Here is a 15,970-nt window from a genome sequence, read left to right on the forward strand (position 1 = left end):
ACGGCACTGAGCCGGGCACACCGAGCCACGTCGCCATGCCGTCCTGGCTTGCCATTTCCTGCACTACCGGCGTGGGCAGGCCGGTAGGTGGCTCGCACGGCGACCGGTCACAGGGGGCGCCCGAACCACCTGGAACTCCACGAAGGAGTCACCTTGTCGATGCGACGACGTACTTTCCTGAAGGTGAGCACCGCTGCGGCGGCGACCGCTGGAGGTGTGGCCCTGCTCGGCGCGTGGCAAGCGAACGCCGCCCCGGTCGGCGCCCTGGGGACTGCGCCGACAACGCCGTTCGCCGTAGGGGTACGGCAGTACAACTGGACGCGGGGAAGCCGTCCGTGCACGACCTACGTGTACTACCCAGCGACCGGCAACCCCGGCGGCAATCCGGTCACCAACGCCCCGGTGGCCGCGGGTATCTTCCCCGTCTACAACTTCACCCACGGGTACCAGAGCAGCCCGCAGAATTCGCTGTTCATCATCCGGGTGCTGGCCGCGGCCGGGTTCGTGGTTCCCGCGCCGCACTTCGAGCACAACTTCGACGACGTCAACAACGGCAACACCTCCCGGGACGTCTCGGAGATCCTCACCCGCACGTTGGCGCTCAACGGCAGCGGACCGTTGGCCGGGCACATCGACACCAGCATCGGCGTCGGCGTGTCCGGGCACTCGCTGGGTGGCATGACCACCCACGGCCTGCTGACCTCCTGGCCGGACAGCCGGATCATCTCGGCCAACCCGCAGTCCTGCGTCGACATGGGCAACCCCGCCAGTTCGGTCCGAGCCAAGGTGTTGTTCGTTCACGGCGACCGTGACGACCTCACGCAGTACTCCTCGGCCCGGCAGGCGTACGCGGAGTTGCCCGCGCCCAAGGCGTTCCTCACCTTTGTCGGTGGCAGCCACACCAGCTTCTGGAGCGACAACCGCTTCCCGGCCACCGTCGTGGACTGGGCACGCTGGACCATGTACGGCGACACCGCCGCCCGCGACCGCCTGCCGGCCGACGCCAGCGGATCCGGTACCAGATGGGAATTCGTCCCGGGCGCCGACCCGACCACGGGTCCGACGACCCCGCCGGTGACCACGCCGTCCCCGACGACGTCGGCACCCGGGGGAGCGGTCAGCGCCACATACCAGATCACCAACACATGGCCGGGTGGGTTCCAGGCCGAGGTGACCGTGTCGGCGGGCAGCCTGCCGATCAACGGCTGGACCGCCCGGTGGACCCTGGCCAGCGGCCAGGCTATCAGCCAGGTCTGGAACGGCACGTTGAACATCAGCGGCTCGGCGGTAACGGTCCGCAATGCCTCGTACAACGGGTCGCTGGCGGCCAACACCTCGACCACCTTCGGCTTTGTCGCGTCGGGCTCGCCGTCGACCGCAGCTCTGACGGTGACCACGCCGTAGCACGGCGCCGCCCGTCCTCACCTTCCTGACGGTCGTCCGCCGTCAGGGTGAGATTCTGGACGACGAGAAGTCGTAGTCGGCGTGGCGTAGGTAGTAGCCCGGGCAGTTGACGAACTCGAACGACACGTACCCGCTGATTAAACTGGACAGGCCCGGTACCGGCCACCACTGCGCGTCTTCCGCCGGGCGTCTGCTCCAGAACGACGACGGTCGACCTGGCCGCTTCGGCGCTGGCAACAGCGGCTCCAGCACCGCCCACCAGGCGCCGGTAAGGTCGAACCGCCTCGTCACCGCTAGGGTGTCCGCGAGGTCTCCGGTTGTCAGGTTCTGCCTGGTCGCCCAACCATCTACCGGAGACCTCGCTACAACTTGATTTCCGACACGCGGAGATCCTCATGCCAGTTCAAGCCCTGGCGCCGACTTCGAAATCCGACCCGTGCCGGTCGGCGGCAGGGGCGGTCGTCACGATCCCGATGGATGGACCGCTCCGTGTCGATCCGCCGGCTGAGGGCCGGCGTAGCTGATGTCCGGTTGGGGTGGTGTGGCCATCCGGTGGCCCAAGAAGTAGTCGACGTTGCTGGACTGTAGGTAGCCCTTGAGCGTCATGCCGTTGCGGTAGGCCGGGTTGTGGGCCAGGGTGTAGAGCCTGGTGTCGGTGGGCCGGTTGGTCGTGAAGATGACGAGTTCGTCGAACTCGGGGCTGGGCAGCACTACCTCTTCGCGCCAGTCGCCGAGGATGTCGGCAATCAGGGTCGGGTAGACGCTGTTCCCCAAGCCGGTCGCGGCGCCGTAGTCAGAGGTAGTCACCAGCCGAGGCAGCGCCCAGGGTACGGCCGGATTGGCGAGATCCCACTTCTCGATCCTGGCGTCACGTCGCTCCGGGAACGGGTCGGCGTTGAACAATTCTCGGAGCGGGTCGCCGTCCCACCACACGCCCATGTGCGGCCACGGCTGCTTCGTAATGTCGGGCTCGACCAACCGGTTCGACGCGGCGTTGTAGAGCCCGGTGGGTATGCCCTGTTCGTAGTTGACCTCGCCGTTGATCGACCAGACCTCCATGCCCGGGTGGCGCGGGTCGATGTCGGCGACCATGCCGCGGCCCGCGTCCGCGCCGGGAGCATCGCTGGTGTGCTTCCAGATGATGGCGCCGGTGGCGGCGTCGTAGTAGTAGTCGAGCAGCCCGTCCGGGTGGTCCTGCTGGATGCCGTACCCCTCCAGCCCAGGCCGGTTGGGGTCGATGTCGGCGATGAACCACCGGTCGCCGTGGATGATCCCCTGCCCGCGGAGGTTGTAGCGCAGGGTGCCGTCACCGTTGAGCATGAAGCCGATCTCGCCGACCTCGTCGCGGCCGTCGCCGTCCACGTCAACGATGCGGGTGTTGTGCCCGTCCGGAAGGGGCTGGTTGCCGCGCAGGAACTTCCACTGCTGCGTCAGCGAACGACCGTTGTACCGCCAGGCGGTGAACATCAGGTTGAAGTCGCCGCTGCCGATGCGGTTCTTCATGTATGCGACCAGGCAGGGGGTGGAGCCGTCGAGGTAGCCGACACCGAAGCGGGCGTACATCGGCCCGTCGACGAGGTAGTCGCCCGGAACCGGGGCGATGGCTCTGGGGGCGCCGGTCCTACCATCGAGAATGGCGATGGACTGACGGACGTTGTCGGTCTCGGTGTGCGTGGTGCCGTCGCCGAAGGTGACGCCGTTCGCGACCCGGATGGCCACCTCGGCGCGGCCGTCGATGTCGAGGTCGTAGACGGTGACGCCGTCGTTGTGGCCGACGTCGACGGTGGCTGAGCCGCCCTCGATGTTGTTCTGGTCGACGCTGTTCGGGCCGAGGTCCATCTGCCACAGGAAGGTGCCGTCGCTGCGGTAGGCCTCGATCTTCTGCGGAGCGGTCTGCCGGTCCAGGACGTAGTCGTAGGCGCCGTCGCCGTCGAGGTCGCCGACCCAAACGAACTTGATCGGTCCGCCGGTGCGGAGCGGGATGCGCACCGCCGGCTCGATCGCGTGGTTGGCTGACAGGGCGAACGGCCGGCTCGGCTCCTGCGGCCGGTTGCCGACCACCGGCCGCACTCGATAGTGGTGAGACCTGCGCAGGTCGGCGGTGCTGTCGACGTAGTTGGTCCCCCCGGTCAGAACGCTGCGGTTGAGCTTGCGGTAGGGGCCACCGTCGGTGGAGCGTTCGACATCGAAGCCGATGCCGTTCAGGTCGAGCCCGAGCAGGCGCCAGCTGACCAGCACCTCGCGATCGCTCGCTCGCACCGCGACCACGCCGCGATCGAGCCGCTCCATCGGCCGTGCACCTGCGGCTGCGTGGGTTTGCGACGCCGGCTGCGGAGCCGCGGCGGACGCTGCTGGTCCCGTCGCCACCCCGAGCACCATGCTGGCCACGGCACAGAGCGCAAGAGTTTTCCGGCGACGAATATCGTCGCGTCGGTCGTCTGTGGTCAAGGACTTCCTCCAAGTGTCAGGGACGGGCCGCCTGCGCCGCGTCGCTTGTGCGAAGTCGGCGGTGTGTTTGAGGAGTGGCCGTCACGTCGCGCTCGACCGCCTCGTCCTCGGTCTTGCTAGTGCTCGTACCGGGCACGCGAGCGCGGTGGTGTGGATACCGGGTCGGATCACCAGATCCTGCTCGGGCACCGCGTTGTTGCGGCTCCTACCGCCGCCGAGTTGCTGTGCTCCTGGGGGCGGCCTGCTTCGAGAAGTGGGTGGTGTCGTCGGTGACCTGGCTGACCTTCGATCGGTCGGGTCGAGTCGTTCGGCGTGGGCGGCGTGTCGATGAGCGGACGTTCTCGGCGGGGGAGATCGCCGGTCTCGGCGGAGGTGCTTCCGCCGCTGTCGCCGGAAGGTCGTGACGGGGTGGGCACTCCGATACTGGGATGACTACGGCGGTGAGCGGGAACGGTGTCGCATGGAAAAGCTCCAAGCAAGCGCTTCCACGAGGGGTGACGGGTCGGCGGACGGCGTGATACAGGGACTCCGGCTGGCTGTGGTGCCGGCGCATCCAGCGGGTGTGCGGTCGGGCTGCAACTACAGTGACCAATGCATACCGGTAGCAGGATTGAAACGTTTTCCTAGGCGCAACGCAAGACTGGATTGTGGACCTCGACGTCACCGATGCGTAGATCTGCAGGTAGAAAGCGCCTTGAGGAACCGAGCCTGGGTACGACGTCGCCTCAGTGGACCCTGGCGACGTAAACCGTTACCCTCACGATTGCCGCCTGTGTCGAAGTCCGTCACAGCCACTCGTTGATCGCGGGGAGGTGGATGGTGGCTTCGTACCGGGCGGCCAGCTTGTCGAAGCGCGTCGCCACGGCCCGGTTGCGCTTGAGCCGGTTGATCCCGCACTCCACGGCGTGACGCTGCTGGCAGATGTGTGGGTCGAAGGCCGGAGGACGGCCGCCCTTTGGAGCCCCTTCGCTCGCCGGTGGGCGTCCTGGTCGGTCTTGCTCGGGATGGTCGCGGCGATCCCTCGCCGGCCTAGGTAGGCACGGTTCGCTTTCGACGTGTACGCCTTGGCGGCCAGGACCCAGTCCGGACGGGTCCGCGGCCGGCCGGTGACCGGGCGTGGGGGCGCGGATGGGGGCCAGGACCGGGATGAACTGCGGGCTGTCACGCGGTGCCCGGCGCGGTCAGCACGATGGCGAGGGGTTTCTGACCTTTGGCGCAGCCCAGGTGCAGCTTCGTGGTCAGCCCACCGTGGGAGCGGCCGAGTGCATGGTCGGCCGGCTCGACGCTGACGCCGCCGGGTGGTTCGGCCTGCAGATCCCCCTCTTTCCGCGCGCCGGCGGCGTGCTGCTGGTGAGCGCGGGCGCTGGTCGAGTCAACCGACACGTCCCAGGTGATCCTGTCAACCGCATCGCCGAGGGCTTGCAACGCGGTGAGGACCCGTTTCGAGGTGCCGTCGCGCCGCCACCTGCGGAACAGGGCTTACACCGCCGACCAGGACCCGTACTGCGGTGGAACGTCCCGCCACGGAGCACCCACCCGGATCCGCCACCGGATCCCGTCGATCAACTGCCGCCTACTCCACAACGACGGTCGACCTGGCCGCTTCGGCGCCGACAGCAACGGCTCCAACTTCGCCCACTGCCCGTCGGTCAGGTCGAACCGCCTCGTCACCGCTAGGGTGTCCACGAGGTCTCCGGTTTCATGTTCTGCTTGGTCGCTGAACCATCTACCGGAGACCTCGCCCATTTTCGATCTCCGACACGCGAAGATCCTCAAGCCACCTCAAGCCCCGGCACCGACTTCGACACAGGCCCTAGATCCCTTTCGCCCTGACCGTCAGAACGCCAACACAATCCTGGAGACCACGCTGAACGAGGAAGCAGTGCGACCGGGGCACGGACCTCGTCGTTGACCGATGGTCGGTCGGCACGCCTTGAGTGGCTCCAGGGTCGTCGCTGGATGCGTCAGCGCCAGGCCAGCAGGGTTGCTGAGGTGACGATCCGACGCGGTCGCAGCATGTGGGGGAGAGCATGGTGCCGATGACCCGGCCGCGTCGACAACGGCTCGAACAGGCGGCGCTGGAATGTCTACCGCCCGTCCGGGCGATGCCGCAGTCATGACGTCAACCGATCGGCAGCGCCTAACCGGACGCACCGGGGCCTGGGCGGTGTTACGCGATGCGGTGCAGGTCCCCGCCGTGGATGATGCCGCGCAGCGGCTCTCCCCGGACGAAGCGTCCGACCTCTGCCACGGTGAACTCGCCGAGGCGGCGTAGCTCGTGGCCCTGCGAGCCGGCCAGGTGCGGGGTGACCAGCACGTTGGGCAGGTGCAGGAGCGGGTGGTCGGGTGGCAGTGGTTCGGGGTCGGTGACGTCGAGCACGGCGTCGAGGCGGCCACTGGTGCAGTGGATCGTGAGGGCTGCGGTGTCCACGAGGGACCCGCGGCCGGTGTTGACGAGGACGGCACCGTCCTTGAACAGGTCGAGCCGCCGGGTGTCGAGCAGGTGGTGAGTCTCCGGTAGCGCTGGTGCGTGGAGGGTGACCAGGTCGCTGCGGCGGCACAGCTCGTCGGTGTCCACCAGCTCCGCGCCGAGGGCGAGGGCCTGCTCGGCGGTGACGTGCGGGTCGGCAAGGAGTAGCCGTACGTCGAAGGCACGTAGTCGTTCAAGAACGAGCCGGCCGGTGCGGGATGCGCCGACGACGCCGACCGTGCTGCCGTAGAGTCCCGTGCCGACGCCTGAGCGCCAGTCGCCGGCGGCGCGGTCATGCGCGTACCAGTGGGCTCTGGTGAACACCCGTTTGGCGGCGAACACGAGTGCGGCGACGGTGTACTCGGCGACCGGTACCGCGTTCGCCTGCGCGGCCGAGGAGACGGCGATGCCGTGGGCGAACACGGCTGGGTCGACGTGTTTCTTGACCGAGCCGGCGGTGTGGATGACCGCCCGCAGCCGTGGTGCGGCGGCGAGCACGGTGTCGTCGATGCGTGGGCAGCCCCAGCCGGTCAGCAGGACGTCCACGTCATGTAGTGCGGCTGCGGCAGCCGCCGTTCCAAACGCCGTGAGGGTGGCCTTCGGTTCGAGCCGTACCAGCCTCCGCAGCCGGTCCAGCACGTCCGGCGGGAACAGGTCGGGCAACGCCCAAGGCTGCATGGCGAGGAGCGCGAGGGGGCGTTCCGGCACGAGCGGACCTCCGGTTGGTCAGTGATGTAAACGCTTACGCGACGCCGAGCCTAGGTTGCTGAAGCAGAGCGGTCCACCTGTTGACTAGGCAGCGTAAGCGTTTTATCTTCGTGCCACCTTGTTTCGGCTCGATGACGACGGTGACCACGGGAGGCTGCGGACGTGAGTGCGATCGATGCCGAGCGGCCGCCCGAAGCGGGGCGTTCCGGAGAGTCCGCAGGGCCTCGTTCGCAGGGTGGGCCCTCGGGGAGGCGACTCGGTCATCGGCAGCGGATCCGCCGGGACTGGCTGTTGCTGTTGTTGATGGTGCCGGGCATCGGCTACTTTCTCGTCTTTCATTACGGCGCGTTGTTTGGTAACACGCTGGCTTTCGTTGACTACGTGCCGTTTCTCGGTGTGACGGGCAGCCAGTGGGTCGGACTGGCGAACTTCCAGCAGATGTTCGGCGATCCGGACTTCTGGAACGCGGTGCGTAACACGATAGTCGTCGCCGGGTTGCAGTTGGTGTTCTTCTTCCCGGCGCCCTTGGCGTTGGCGTTGTTGCTGCACAGCCTGGTGGGTTCGACCATCAAGCGGTTCGTGCAGAGTGTGGTCTACCTACCGCACTTCCTGTCCTGGGTAATCGTGGTGGCGCTGTTCCAGCACATGCTCGGTGGTGCCGGGGTGGTCAACGGTTGGCTGGGTGACCTGGGCCTGGGGACGGTCCACATCATCGGCAACCCGGATGCGTACAAGCCGCTGGTGATCGCGCAGGTGATCTGGAAGGAATGTGGTTGGGCCACGATCATCTTCCTGGCCGCCCTGTCGCAGGTCGACGACCAGCAGTACGAGGCGTCGGCGCTGGATGGCGCGGGTTGGTGGCGGCGGTTATGGCACGTGACGTTGCCAGGCATCCGGCCGGTGATCGTGTTGTTGCTGGTGCTCCGGTTGGGAGAGTTCCTCGACGTCGGATTCGAGCAGTTCTTCCTGCAGCGGCAGGCGGTCGGCCCGGAGGCGGGGGAGGTGCTGGACACGTTCGTGTACTTCACCGGCTTCGCCAACGGCGAGTTCGGGTACGCGGCCGCGGCCGGTCTGTTCAAGGGGGTCATCGGGGTGGCGTTGGTGTACACGGCGAACAAGGTCGCGCACCGGCTCGGCGAGCAGGGAGTGTACCAGCGGTGAAGCATGTCTATCCCGCATGGCAGGGCCGTCCGGGACCGGGCGTCCGGATCGCGAAGGCCGTGGCGCTCGCCGTCGTCGTGACGCTCGTTCTCTTCCCGTTGTGGACGGTGTTGGCGACGAGCCTGGCCACCCCGCAGGACGTGATCGCAAACGGCGGCTGGGTGGTGTGGCCGGAACGGATCACCTTCGAGGCGTACTCGGAGATCCTCGACGGCGGTATCGTGACGCGTGCGCTGCTGGTCAGCGCGGCCGTCACGATCATCGGCACGGCGTTGAGCCTGACCTGCACGGTCTTCCTGGCCTACGCACTGAGTCGACCAAACGTCTACGGCGGACGGCCCCTGCTCCTGCTCGTCCTGTTCACGTTCCTGTTCCCGCCCGGGATGATCCCGCTGTTCCTGGTGGTCCGTACCACCGGCCTATTCGACCAGTACGCGGCGCTGATCCTGCCGTTCCTGATCAACGTTTTCAACCTGGTTGTCATGCGCGGCTTCTTCCAGGCGATACCGGCGGAACTGCTGGAAGCAGCGCGTATCGACGGCGCCGGCGACTGGTCCATCCTGTGGCGGATCGTGCTGCCGCTGTCCAAAGCAGTCCTGGCGGTCGTCGGACTGTTCTACGCCGTCGCGTACTGGAACCGCTTTTTCGAGGCCATCATCTACTTCAACGACCAGACGAAATGGCCGATCGGCACGGTCCTCCGCCAGTACGTAACCGGTGGCGCCGACATCTCCGGCGAGGCCGGCGCCGCGACCGCTCCACAATCGACACAGATGGCCGTGGTCGTACTCGCCACTGCACCCATCGTTCTCGTCTACCCGTTCCTACAACGCTACTTCGTCAAGGGCGTACTCACCGGCGCTCTCAAGGCCTGATCGCCCCTCACCAGAGAGGACGGACCGCATGACTGTCCACGTTAACCGGCGGTCGCTGCTGAAACTCGCCGGCGCCGGCGCCCTCGCCGGCTTCGCCGGTCCACTGCTCACCGCATGCGGCGACGGCTCCGGTGGTGACGTCAGCAACGCCGGCAAGGACCTCGCCCCATGGCCCACCTACACGCCGTTCGCCGGACCGCCGCCGGACGCGCCCGGCGACGAGTCGGGTGTACAGCAGCTCTACCTGAACTACCCCCAACAGGTGGTCAAGTCGGTCAGCGACACCGTCGGGGACGGTTCCGAGGTCACCGCGATGGTCATCACCTACGGCGCCCCACCCAGACCGCTGGAAGCGAACCAGTACTGGCAGGCGATCAACAAGGCTCTGAACGTCAACTTGAAGATCATCGTCGTCCCGGACGCCGAGTACGGCCAGAAGATGACCACCCTGATGGCCTCCGGCGACGATCTGCCCGACATCATCATGTTCAGTCAGCTGGCGCTGCCCCGCTCGCACGAGTTCATCCAGGCCAGTTGCGCCGACATCTCCGATCTCGTCGGCGGTGACGCGATCAAGGACTATCCGAACCTCGCCAACATCCCGACGCGTGCCTGGCAGGCCATGGGCCGCATCGACGGCAGGATCTTCGGCGTGCCCCTGGAGCGCCCTGCGCCCGGCAACAGCCTCTTCGTCAACCGCACCGCCCTCAACCAGGCCGGTGTTCCGGTCGACTGGGACACCGACGGCTTCATCAACGGTCTCAAACAGGTCACCGGAAACCGCCGCTGGGGCATCGCCGGCTCCAAGCCACTCTTCGGGGGGCTCGGCGCCGTCACCTACCACGCCGGCTCGTTGGGCGCCCCCAACGGCTGGCGACTCGACGGCGACAGCTTCGTCAACACCATCACCACACCCCAGTTCGAAGAGGCACTCGGCGTCATGCGCAGACTGGCCGAAGCCGGCACGTACCACCCCGACAGCCTCTCCATCAGCTCCACCGACCTGCAGACCTTCTGGCACAACGGCACCGTCACCTCCATGACCGACGGCTTCGGCTCGGTCAAACTGAGTACGCTGACCAAAATCGACAACCGGTTCGCCCTTGACCTCGGCCGACCCTACGGGCCCAACCCCACACCATGGCGAGGCACCGGTTACTTCGGCCACGCCGCCTTCAAGAAGGCCAGCACCGACCGAATCAAGATGCTGCTACGGATCTGCGACTACCTCGCCGCCCCGTTCGGCACCAGCGAATACGAACTCGTCAACTACGGGGTCGAGGGAGCTCACTACACCAAGGAAAGCGGCGGCATCAAGACCACCGAGCTGTTCAAGGTCGAAAACAGCGACAACGTCCCGGTCAAGTTCATCGCCGTCGCGCCGGCGGTGCTGTATCTGCCGGGCTACCCGGAAGCCGCTCGCGCCGTCTACGACTGGGAGAAGGCCGTACTGCCGAAGTCCGTCGTCGACCCCGCGCTCGGCCTGCGATCCGCAACCCAGACCAGCAAGGGCGCTGAACTGCTACGGATCGTCGGTGACAGCAGCTCCGCGATTATCTTCGGCCGCGCACCGGCCAGTTCCTGGAAAGAAACGATCACTCAGTGGCGACAGGCCGGTGGAGACAAGGTTGCTGAGGAACTGGCCACCGAGTACGCCGCGGCCAAGTAATCCATCCCGTCCGGCCCCGCCTCACCTGAGGCGGGGTCGGACCGAGTCGCGTACCACCAGATGCGTGCCGAGGATGACATGCGGCGGACTGCCGCTGCGCGCCTGATGCTCCAACGCCAGCCGCACCGCGGTACGCCCTACCTCCTCATTTTCGCGGGCGCGCAAACTGGATCAACGACCGCGCCCGCCCGCTGGTGTGGGTCTTCGACGGCAAGCAATACTCGCCGAACGACCTCACCAAACTCATGCTGGGCCAAGTCATGAAGGATGTACCTCGCGTCAACGGACAGAGCCGCTGGTTTATCCCCGAGCGCGGATCATTAGCCGAGATCGCCGCCCAGGCGCGGACGAAGGCCTGCCTTGGGCCGAGCGTCAACGCGGCGATGCTGTGCTCGGCGCCGGGCACGGCGTTGGCGAGGGCAGCGGACGCCCCGGCCACGCCACGTTCGATGACGACCGGGTCGAGATGCTTCTTCACGGTACCGGCCGCGTGGATGCAGGCGCGCAGTCTCGGCGCGCGGTCGAGCACCTGCCTGTCCATGCGTCGGCAGTCCCATCCGCTGATAAGGATCTCGGCCCGGCCCAGTGCCTCGACGGCCGACGGGAGTTCGAAGGAGGAGATCGTCAGCCGTGGGCTGATGTCGACGGTTCGACGAGCAGGTTCATCACGTCGGGGGAAGGCTCCGTCACGTGCCCAGGGCGCAAGGGCGAAGATGGCGGGAGGTCGTGCGCTGGGGCGAGCTTCCTGTCTGGCGGGCCGGCTGAAGGTTTCTACCTGCCAGGCGGGCCGATGGACTCGCGGACAACCACGTGCGTCCCGAGCATCACATGGTCGTCCACCGGTCCCTGTCGGTCTCGGCGTAGTGCGAGTCGAACGGTGGTGCGCCCGAGTTCGTCATGCGGCAGGCGCACGGTGGTCAGGCCGATGTCGCCGGCGGGCGGCAGGTCGTCGTACCCGACCAGCGAGACGTCGTCGGGTATCCGCAGGCCCCACTTGCACAGCGCCTGCCTGGCTCCGGCGGGGACGAGGTCGTTCGCCGCCTGGACGGCGGTGAAGTCCGGTGGCCCACCGGCGAGCCGGTCGCACATCAGCTGGTAGCCGTCCGTCCGGTCGAGCCGGGCGCTGGCGACCTCGATCATGGGATCGTGGGCGACGTTTTGAGCGGCAAGCCCTTCGCGGTAGCCCGCAAGACGTGCCTCTGAGGTGGTGTAGCCGGCGTTGTGGCCGAGGTAGAGAATGCGTCGGTGGCCGGCCGACAGGAGTTGGCCGGTGGCGGCGCGGGCATCGCCGGTGTTGTCGTGCTCCACGACGACGGCCGGGACGTCGGGCCCCGATCGGTGGCCGTCCGCGGAGGACGAGCTGGGAGCTGGCGGCGGCCAGGGCGCGGGCGTATCCGGTGACGCGCTTGCGGTACTCGTCGTTGTCGACGACGTTGCCGACCAGGATGACCGCCTCGGCGTTCTCCTCGAGCATGAGTTCGAGCGCGGCGAGTCCGCGCCGTAGGTCGCTGCCGGTGGTGCTGATCAGGCAGAGCCGGCCCTCCAGCGCGGCCTGGGTTTCCACCGCCTGTGCCACGTGCGCGTAGAACGGCGACACGACGGAGTTGAGTGCGATTCCGACGTTGCGGGTGCTGATCCCGGCCAGCGCACGTGCGTGCGTGTTGGCGACGTAATCGAGATCCTCGACGGCCCGAAGGACGCGCCGGCGGGTCGCCGGGTTGCTCGGGTAGGTGCCGGCGAGGACCCAGGAGACGGTGGCGATCGAGACTCCTGCGGCACTGGCCACATCGCGGATCGTGGCCCGACGTGCCGGGGCGGCCGGCGAAACGGACCGGCGGGACATGTGACCTCCGAAGTGCAACGGGTGCAACCGCTTAGATGCCTCTGGCCCCTGATCGGGGTGGACCTCGGAGGGTCGGTGGCAGACGCAGACCGAGCGCCGTGGAGATTAAAACGTATCCTATGCGGCGGGCTCCGCCGATCAACATCCTTGACAGCGGAATCAGCCTGTGGTGCTATCGGACACCAGTAAACGGTTCCATGCCGGAGCATCACGATCGTGTTTCCGGCGACGAGCCGTCCGACGTCACCCCGATCGTCACCCACACTTTGCCACGAGCTGCGAACACCCGTACCGACCGCCTGTCGGCCCGACTGGTCGATGGGTTGCTCACACCGTCAGCCGAACCGGCGCGCCCGCTGGCGTCCGGTCTCGCGAGGAGTTGACCTGTGGCCCAGATCAGCAGACGTACCGTGCTCGCCTCTGCCGCCGGGGCCGTGGCGGCGTTGCCCTTCGGCAACGGGGGACCGGCCAACGCCGGGCTCCCCGCGTCGCCCCCGGCGCCGGCCGGCCCGCCGCCCAGCGGCCTGACCGGGCACGACCCGGTCGCGCTGCGCTGGCTGGAGAACGGCACTCCGGCCGAACTCGCGGGCGGAACGACCTGGGGCGTTCCCTGGCCGCGTGGCGCGTTCGCGCCCGACCAGCAGTTCTCGCTCACCACCGACGCCGGCACCGCGATCCCGATGCAGTCGTGGCCGATCGGATGGTGGCCGGACGGTTCGGTGAAGTGGACGGCGCACGCCGTCAGCGGCGCCGCTCCGCCGGCCGGCGCCTACCGCCTGGCCGCCGGCGCAGCGGTGCGGCCGGAGGCCGCCGTCACCGTCGTGCAGAACCGAAAGCAGATCGAGGTGCGCACCGGCGCGGTCACCGTGACGTTCAACCGGTCCGGTGACACCCTCGTCGACACGATCCGTCGCGGCGACCGGGTGATCGCGGAAGACGGCCGCCTCGTCGCCTCCGCGCAGGACAAGCCGAGCACCGACGGCGCCGAGTCGATCCGTACCCAGTCGTTCACCGGCGTTGTTGAAACGATTAAGGTCGAGCAGTCGGGCCCGGTCCGCGCGGTGGTCAAGGTCGAGGGCAAGCACCAGAAGGGACGCCGCAGGTGGCTGCCGTTCGTGGTGCGGTTCTACCTGTACGCCGGCTCCGACGCGATCCGCGTGGTGCACACGTTCATGTTCGACGGCAACGAGAACAAGGACTTCATCAACGGGCTCGGGGTGCGGTTCGCCGTCCCGATGCGGGGCGAGCCGCACGACCGACACGTCCGGTTCGCCGGCGCCGGCAACGGAGTACTCGCCGAAGCGGTGCGCGGCATCTCCGGCCTGCGCCGCGACCCGGGCGCGGCGGTGCGGCAGGCACAGTACGAGGGACGCGCGACGCCGGACCCGTCCACCTGGGATCAGCGAGTGACCACGCGGCTGCCGTACATCCCGATGTGGGGCAGCTACAGTCTGCGCCAGCTCACGGCGAACGCGTTCGAGATCCACAAGCGCACCCGGCCCGGCCACTCGTGGGTCAGGGTCGACGGCGGTGACCGCGCCTCCGGCCTCGGCTACGTCGGAACACCCGCCGGTGGTCTGGCGTTCGGGATGCGCAACTTCTGGCAACTGCACCCGACCGAGCTGGAGATCAGTGCCGCCGAGACCGAGCACGCCCAGGCGACGGTGTGGATGTGGTCGCCACGCGCCGCCGCGATGGATCTTCGCTTCTACCACGACGGCATGGGTCAGGACACCTACCCCGAGCAGCTCGAGGGTCTGGAGATCACGTACGAGGACTACGAGCCGGGGTTCGGGACGCCGTACGGCGTGGCCCGGACCACCGAGTTGATGTTCTGGGCCCTGGACGCCACCCCGACCACCGCCCGGTTCGCCGAGCTCGCGGCGGCCACCCGTACCCCGCCGCTGCTGGTGAGCAGCCCGCAGCACAACCACGCGGCCGGGGTGTTCGGGTCTTGGGCGCCGGTCGACCGGTCGGTGCCGGCGAAGGCGGCGCTGGAGGAGAAACTCGACCTGATGCACAAGTATCACCGCGAGCAGGTCGACCAGCGCAACTGGTACGGCTTCTGGGACTACGGCGACATCATGCACAGCTATGACGCCACCCGCCACGTCTGGAGCTACGACGTCGGCGGCTACGCGTGGGACAACTCCGAGCTCTCCACCGACCTGTGGCTGTGGTACCACTACCTGCGCACCGGGGACGCGCAGGCGTTCCGGTTCGCCGAGGCGATGACCCGGCACACCGGTGAGGTCGACATGTACCACCTCGGCAAGTGGCGCGGTCTGGGCACCCGGCACGGCGTGCTGCACTGGGCCGACAGCGCCAAGCAGGTACGCGTCAGCAACGCCGGCTACAAGCGGTTCATGTACTTCCTCACCGCCGACGAGCGGGTCGGCGACGTTCTGCACTCCCTCGTGGACGCCGACCGGACCTTCCTCGTCCTGGACCCGATCCGGAAGATCCGGGAGGGCGAGTACGCCCCGGACCCGGCGGCGCTCGGGGTCGGCACGACCACCGACTGGGGCGCGCTGGCGCTGGCCTGGCTCACCGAATGGGAACGCAACGGCGACCCCATCGCCCGCACCAAGCTGCTCAACGGCGCGACCACGATCGCGGCGATGCCCAACGGCTGGGTCCAGGGCGGCGATCAGGTTCGCTACAACCTGGCCGACGGCCGATACGCGCCCGTCACCGAGCCCAGCGTCTCGGTCGGCAGCCTCAGTTCGGTGTTCGGGCTCATCGAGCTGATGACCGAACTCATCGCGTTGGTCGACGAGCCGGCCGTCAAGGCGAAGTGGGTCGAGTTCTGCCGCCTCTACAACGCGCCGGCGGCGGAACAGATCGCGGTCACCGGATCCAGTTGGGGCAGCCTGAACCTGCGCCAGGCGTACTCGCGGGCCACCGCCTACGCGGCCGTGCAGCTGACCGACCCCGCCCTCGCCCAGCGGGCCTGGCAGGAACTGCGGACCGGGCATGCCGGATATCCGGACAACCACCCGTTCGGCACCCGACGTATCGAAGGGCCGGCCGTGCTGAACCCGGTGGACGAGGCGAGCATGTCGGCCAACGCGAGCGCGCAGTTCGGTCTGGCGGCGTACCAGTGCCTCGCCCTCGTGGGCGACCAGATCTGACCATAACCGCAGGGAGAAGGGCACGTTCATGAGTGCTTTCGAACGGCGGCCCCTCGTCAGCACCCGTCGGATCCAGCCCGGCTCGGCAACGCGCCGGAGAAGGGCGACCGGCGGCGAACTCAGCGTGTGGCTGTACTCCGTCGGCTGTCCCGCGGCAACGTTCTGCTGCTCGGCAACGTCATCCCCGTTCCAAGACAATCAACCGTTTCCTAGGCATCCGGGAGTCGAAGTGGGTCAACTTCAACAACTCCTCTCCGC

General features: G+C 67.8%; 10 protein-coding genes and 2 pseudogenes. 5 read left to right on the plus strand and 7 right to left on the minus strand.

Going from position 1 to position 15,970, the window contains the following annotated elements; genetic code table 11:
• The first annotated feature begins 159 nt into the window (after positions 1-159).
• The gene (locus tag ACQEVC_RS24090) at positions 160-1,404 is read left to right on the plus strand and encodes a cellulose binding domain-containing protein (protein ID WP_432881379.1); all 1,245 of its coding nucleotides are present in this window, start codon (positions 160-162) and stop codon (positions 1,402-1,404) included.
• Positions 1,405-1,446: 42 nt separating this feature from the next.
• Here ACQEVC_RS24090 and ACQEVC_RS24095 read toward each other — a convergent pair whose 3' ends face one another.
• The 4 genes and pseudogenes from ACQEVC_RS24095 to ACQEVC_RS24110 all read right to left on the minus strand — a co-directional run bounded on the left by ACQEVC_RS24095 (position 1,447) and on the right by ACQEVC_RS24110 (position 7,030).
• Positions 1,447-1,695, minus strand: a complete 249-nt coding sequence (locus tag ACQEVC_RS24095) for an AbfB domain-containing protein (protein WP_432881381.1) — start codon at positions 1,693-1,695, stop codon at positions 1,447-1,449.
• Between the two features lie 171 nt (positions 1,696-1,866).
• Positions 1,867-3,693 carry a hypothetical protein gene (locus ACQEVC_RS24100; RefSeq protein WP_432881383.1) on the minus strand — a complete coding sequence of 609 codons (1,827 nt, stop codon included), beginning with the start codon at positions 3,691-3,693 and terminating at the stop codon, positions 1,867-1,869.
• A gap of 944 nt (positions 3,694-4,637) precedes the next feature.
• A pseudogene (locus ACQEVC_RS24105) lies at positions 4,638-5,538 on the minus strand (IS5 family transposase).
• A gap of 484 nt (positions 5,539-6,022) precedes the next feature.
• A complete protein-coding gene (locus ACQEVC_RS24110; RefSeq protein ID WP_432881386.1) occupies positions 6,023-7,030 on the minus strand; it encodes a hydroxyacid dehydrogenase in 1,008 nt (335 codons plus the stop codon).
• A gap of 303 nt (positions 7,031-7,333) precedes the next feature.
• Here ACQEVC_RS24110 and ACQEVC_RS24115 point away from each other — a divergent pair, with 303 nt between their 5' ends.
• The 3 genes from ACQEVC_RS24115 to ACQEVC_RS24125 all read left to right on the plus strand — a co-directional run bounded on the left by ACQEVC_RS24115 (position 7,334) and on the right by ACQEVC_RS24125 (position 10,735).
• Positions 7,334-8,191 (plus strand): ABC transporter permease, encoded by an 858-nt coding sequence (locus ACQEVC_RS24115; RefSeq protein WP_432891669.1) that lies wholly within the window; start codon positions 7,334-7,336, stop codon positions 8,189-8,191.
• 59 nt (positions 8,192-8,250) lie between these two features.
• Positions 8,251-9,066 carry a carbohydrate ABC transporter permease gene (locus tag ACQEVC_RS24120; protein ID WP_432881389.1) on the plus strand — a complete coding sequence of 272 codons (816 nt, stop codon included), beginning with the start codon at positions 8,251-8,253 and terminating at the stop codon, positions 9,064-9,066.
• A 262-nt stretch (positions 9,067-9,328) separates the two neighbouring features.
• Positions 9,329-10,735 carry an extracellular solute-binding protein gene (locus ACQEVC_RS24125; protein WP_432881392.1) on the plus strand — a complete coding sequence of 469 codons (1,407 nt, stop codon included), beginning with the start codon at positions 9,329-9,331 and terminating at the stop codon, positions 10,733-10,735.
• Positions 10,736-10,880: 145 nt separating this feature from the next.
• On the opposite strand, the gene ACQEVC_RS24130 is transcribed toward ACQEVC_RS24125, so the two are convergent.
• The 3 genes and pseudogenes from ACQEVC_RS24130 to ACQEVC_RS24140 all read right to left on the minus strand — a co-directional run.
• Entirely contained in the window at positions 10,881-11,276 is a 396-nt protein-coding gene (locus ACQEVC_RS24130) for a hypothetical protein (RefSeq protein WP_432881395.1), read from the minus strand.
• A gap of 230 nt (positions 11,277-11,506) precedes the next feature.
• Positions 11,507-12,043: a LacI family DNA-binding transcriptional regulator gene (locus tag ACQEVC_RS24135; RefSeq protein ID WP_432881397.1), complete on the minus strand. Its 537-nt coding sequence runs from the start codon at positions 12,041-12,043 to the stop codon at positions 11,507-11,509.
• A gap of 412 nt (positions 12,044-12,455) precedes the next feature.
• A pseudogene (locus ACQEVC_RS24140) lies at positions 12,456-12,578 on the minus strand (LacI family DNA-binding transcriptional regulator); the annotation flags it as partial.
• 386 nt (positions 12,579-12,964) lie between these two features.
• Between ACQEVC_RS24140 and ACQEVC_RS24145 the strand changes: the two are divergent.
• The gene (locus ACQEVC_RS24145; RefSeq protein WP_432881400.1) at positions 12,965-15,712 is read left to right on the plus strand and encodes a hypothetical protein; all 2,748 of its coding nucleotides are present in this window, start codon (positions 12,965-12,967) and stop codon (positions 15,710-15,712) included.
• Positions 15,713-15,970: the final 258 nt, after the last annotated feature.

Origin of the sequence: Plantactinospora sp. CA-294935 (assembly GCF_050936445.1) — a bacterium.
Classification (GTDB): domain Bacteria; phylum Actinomycetota; class Actinomycetes; order Mycobacteriales; family Micromonosporaceae; genus Plantactinospora.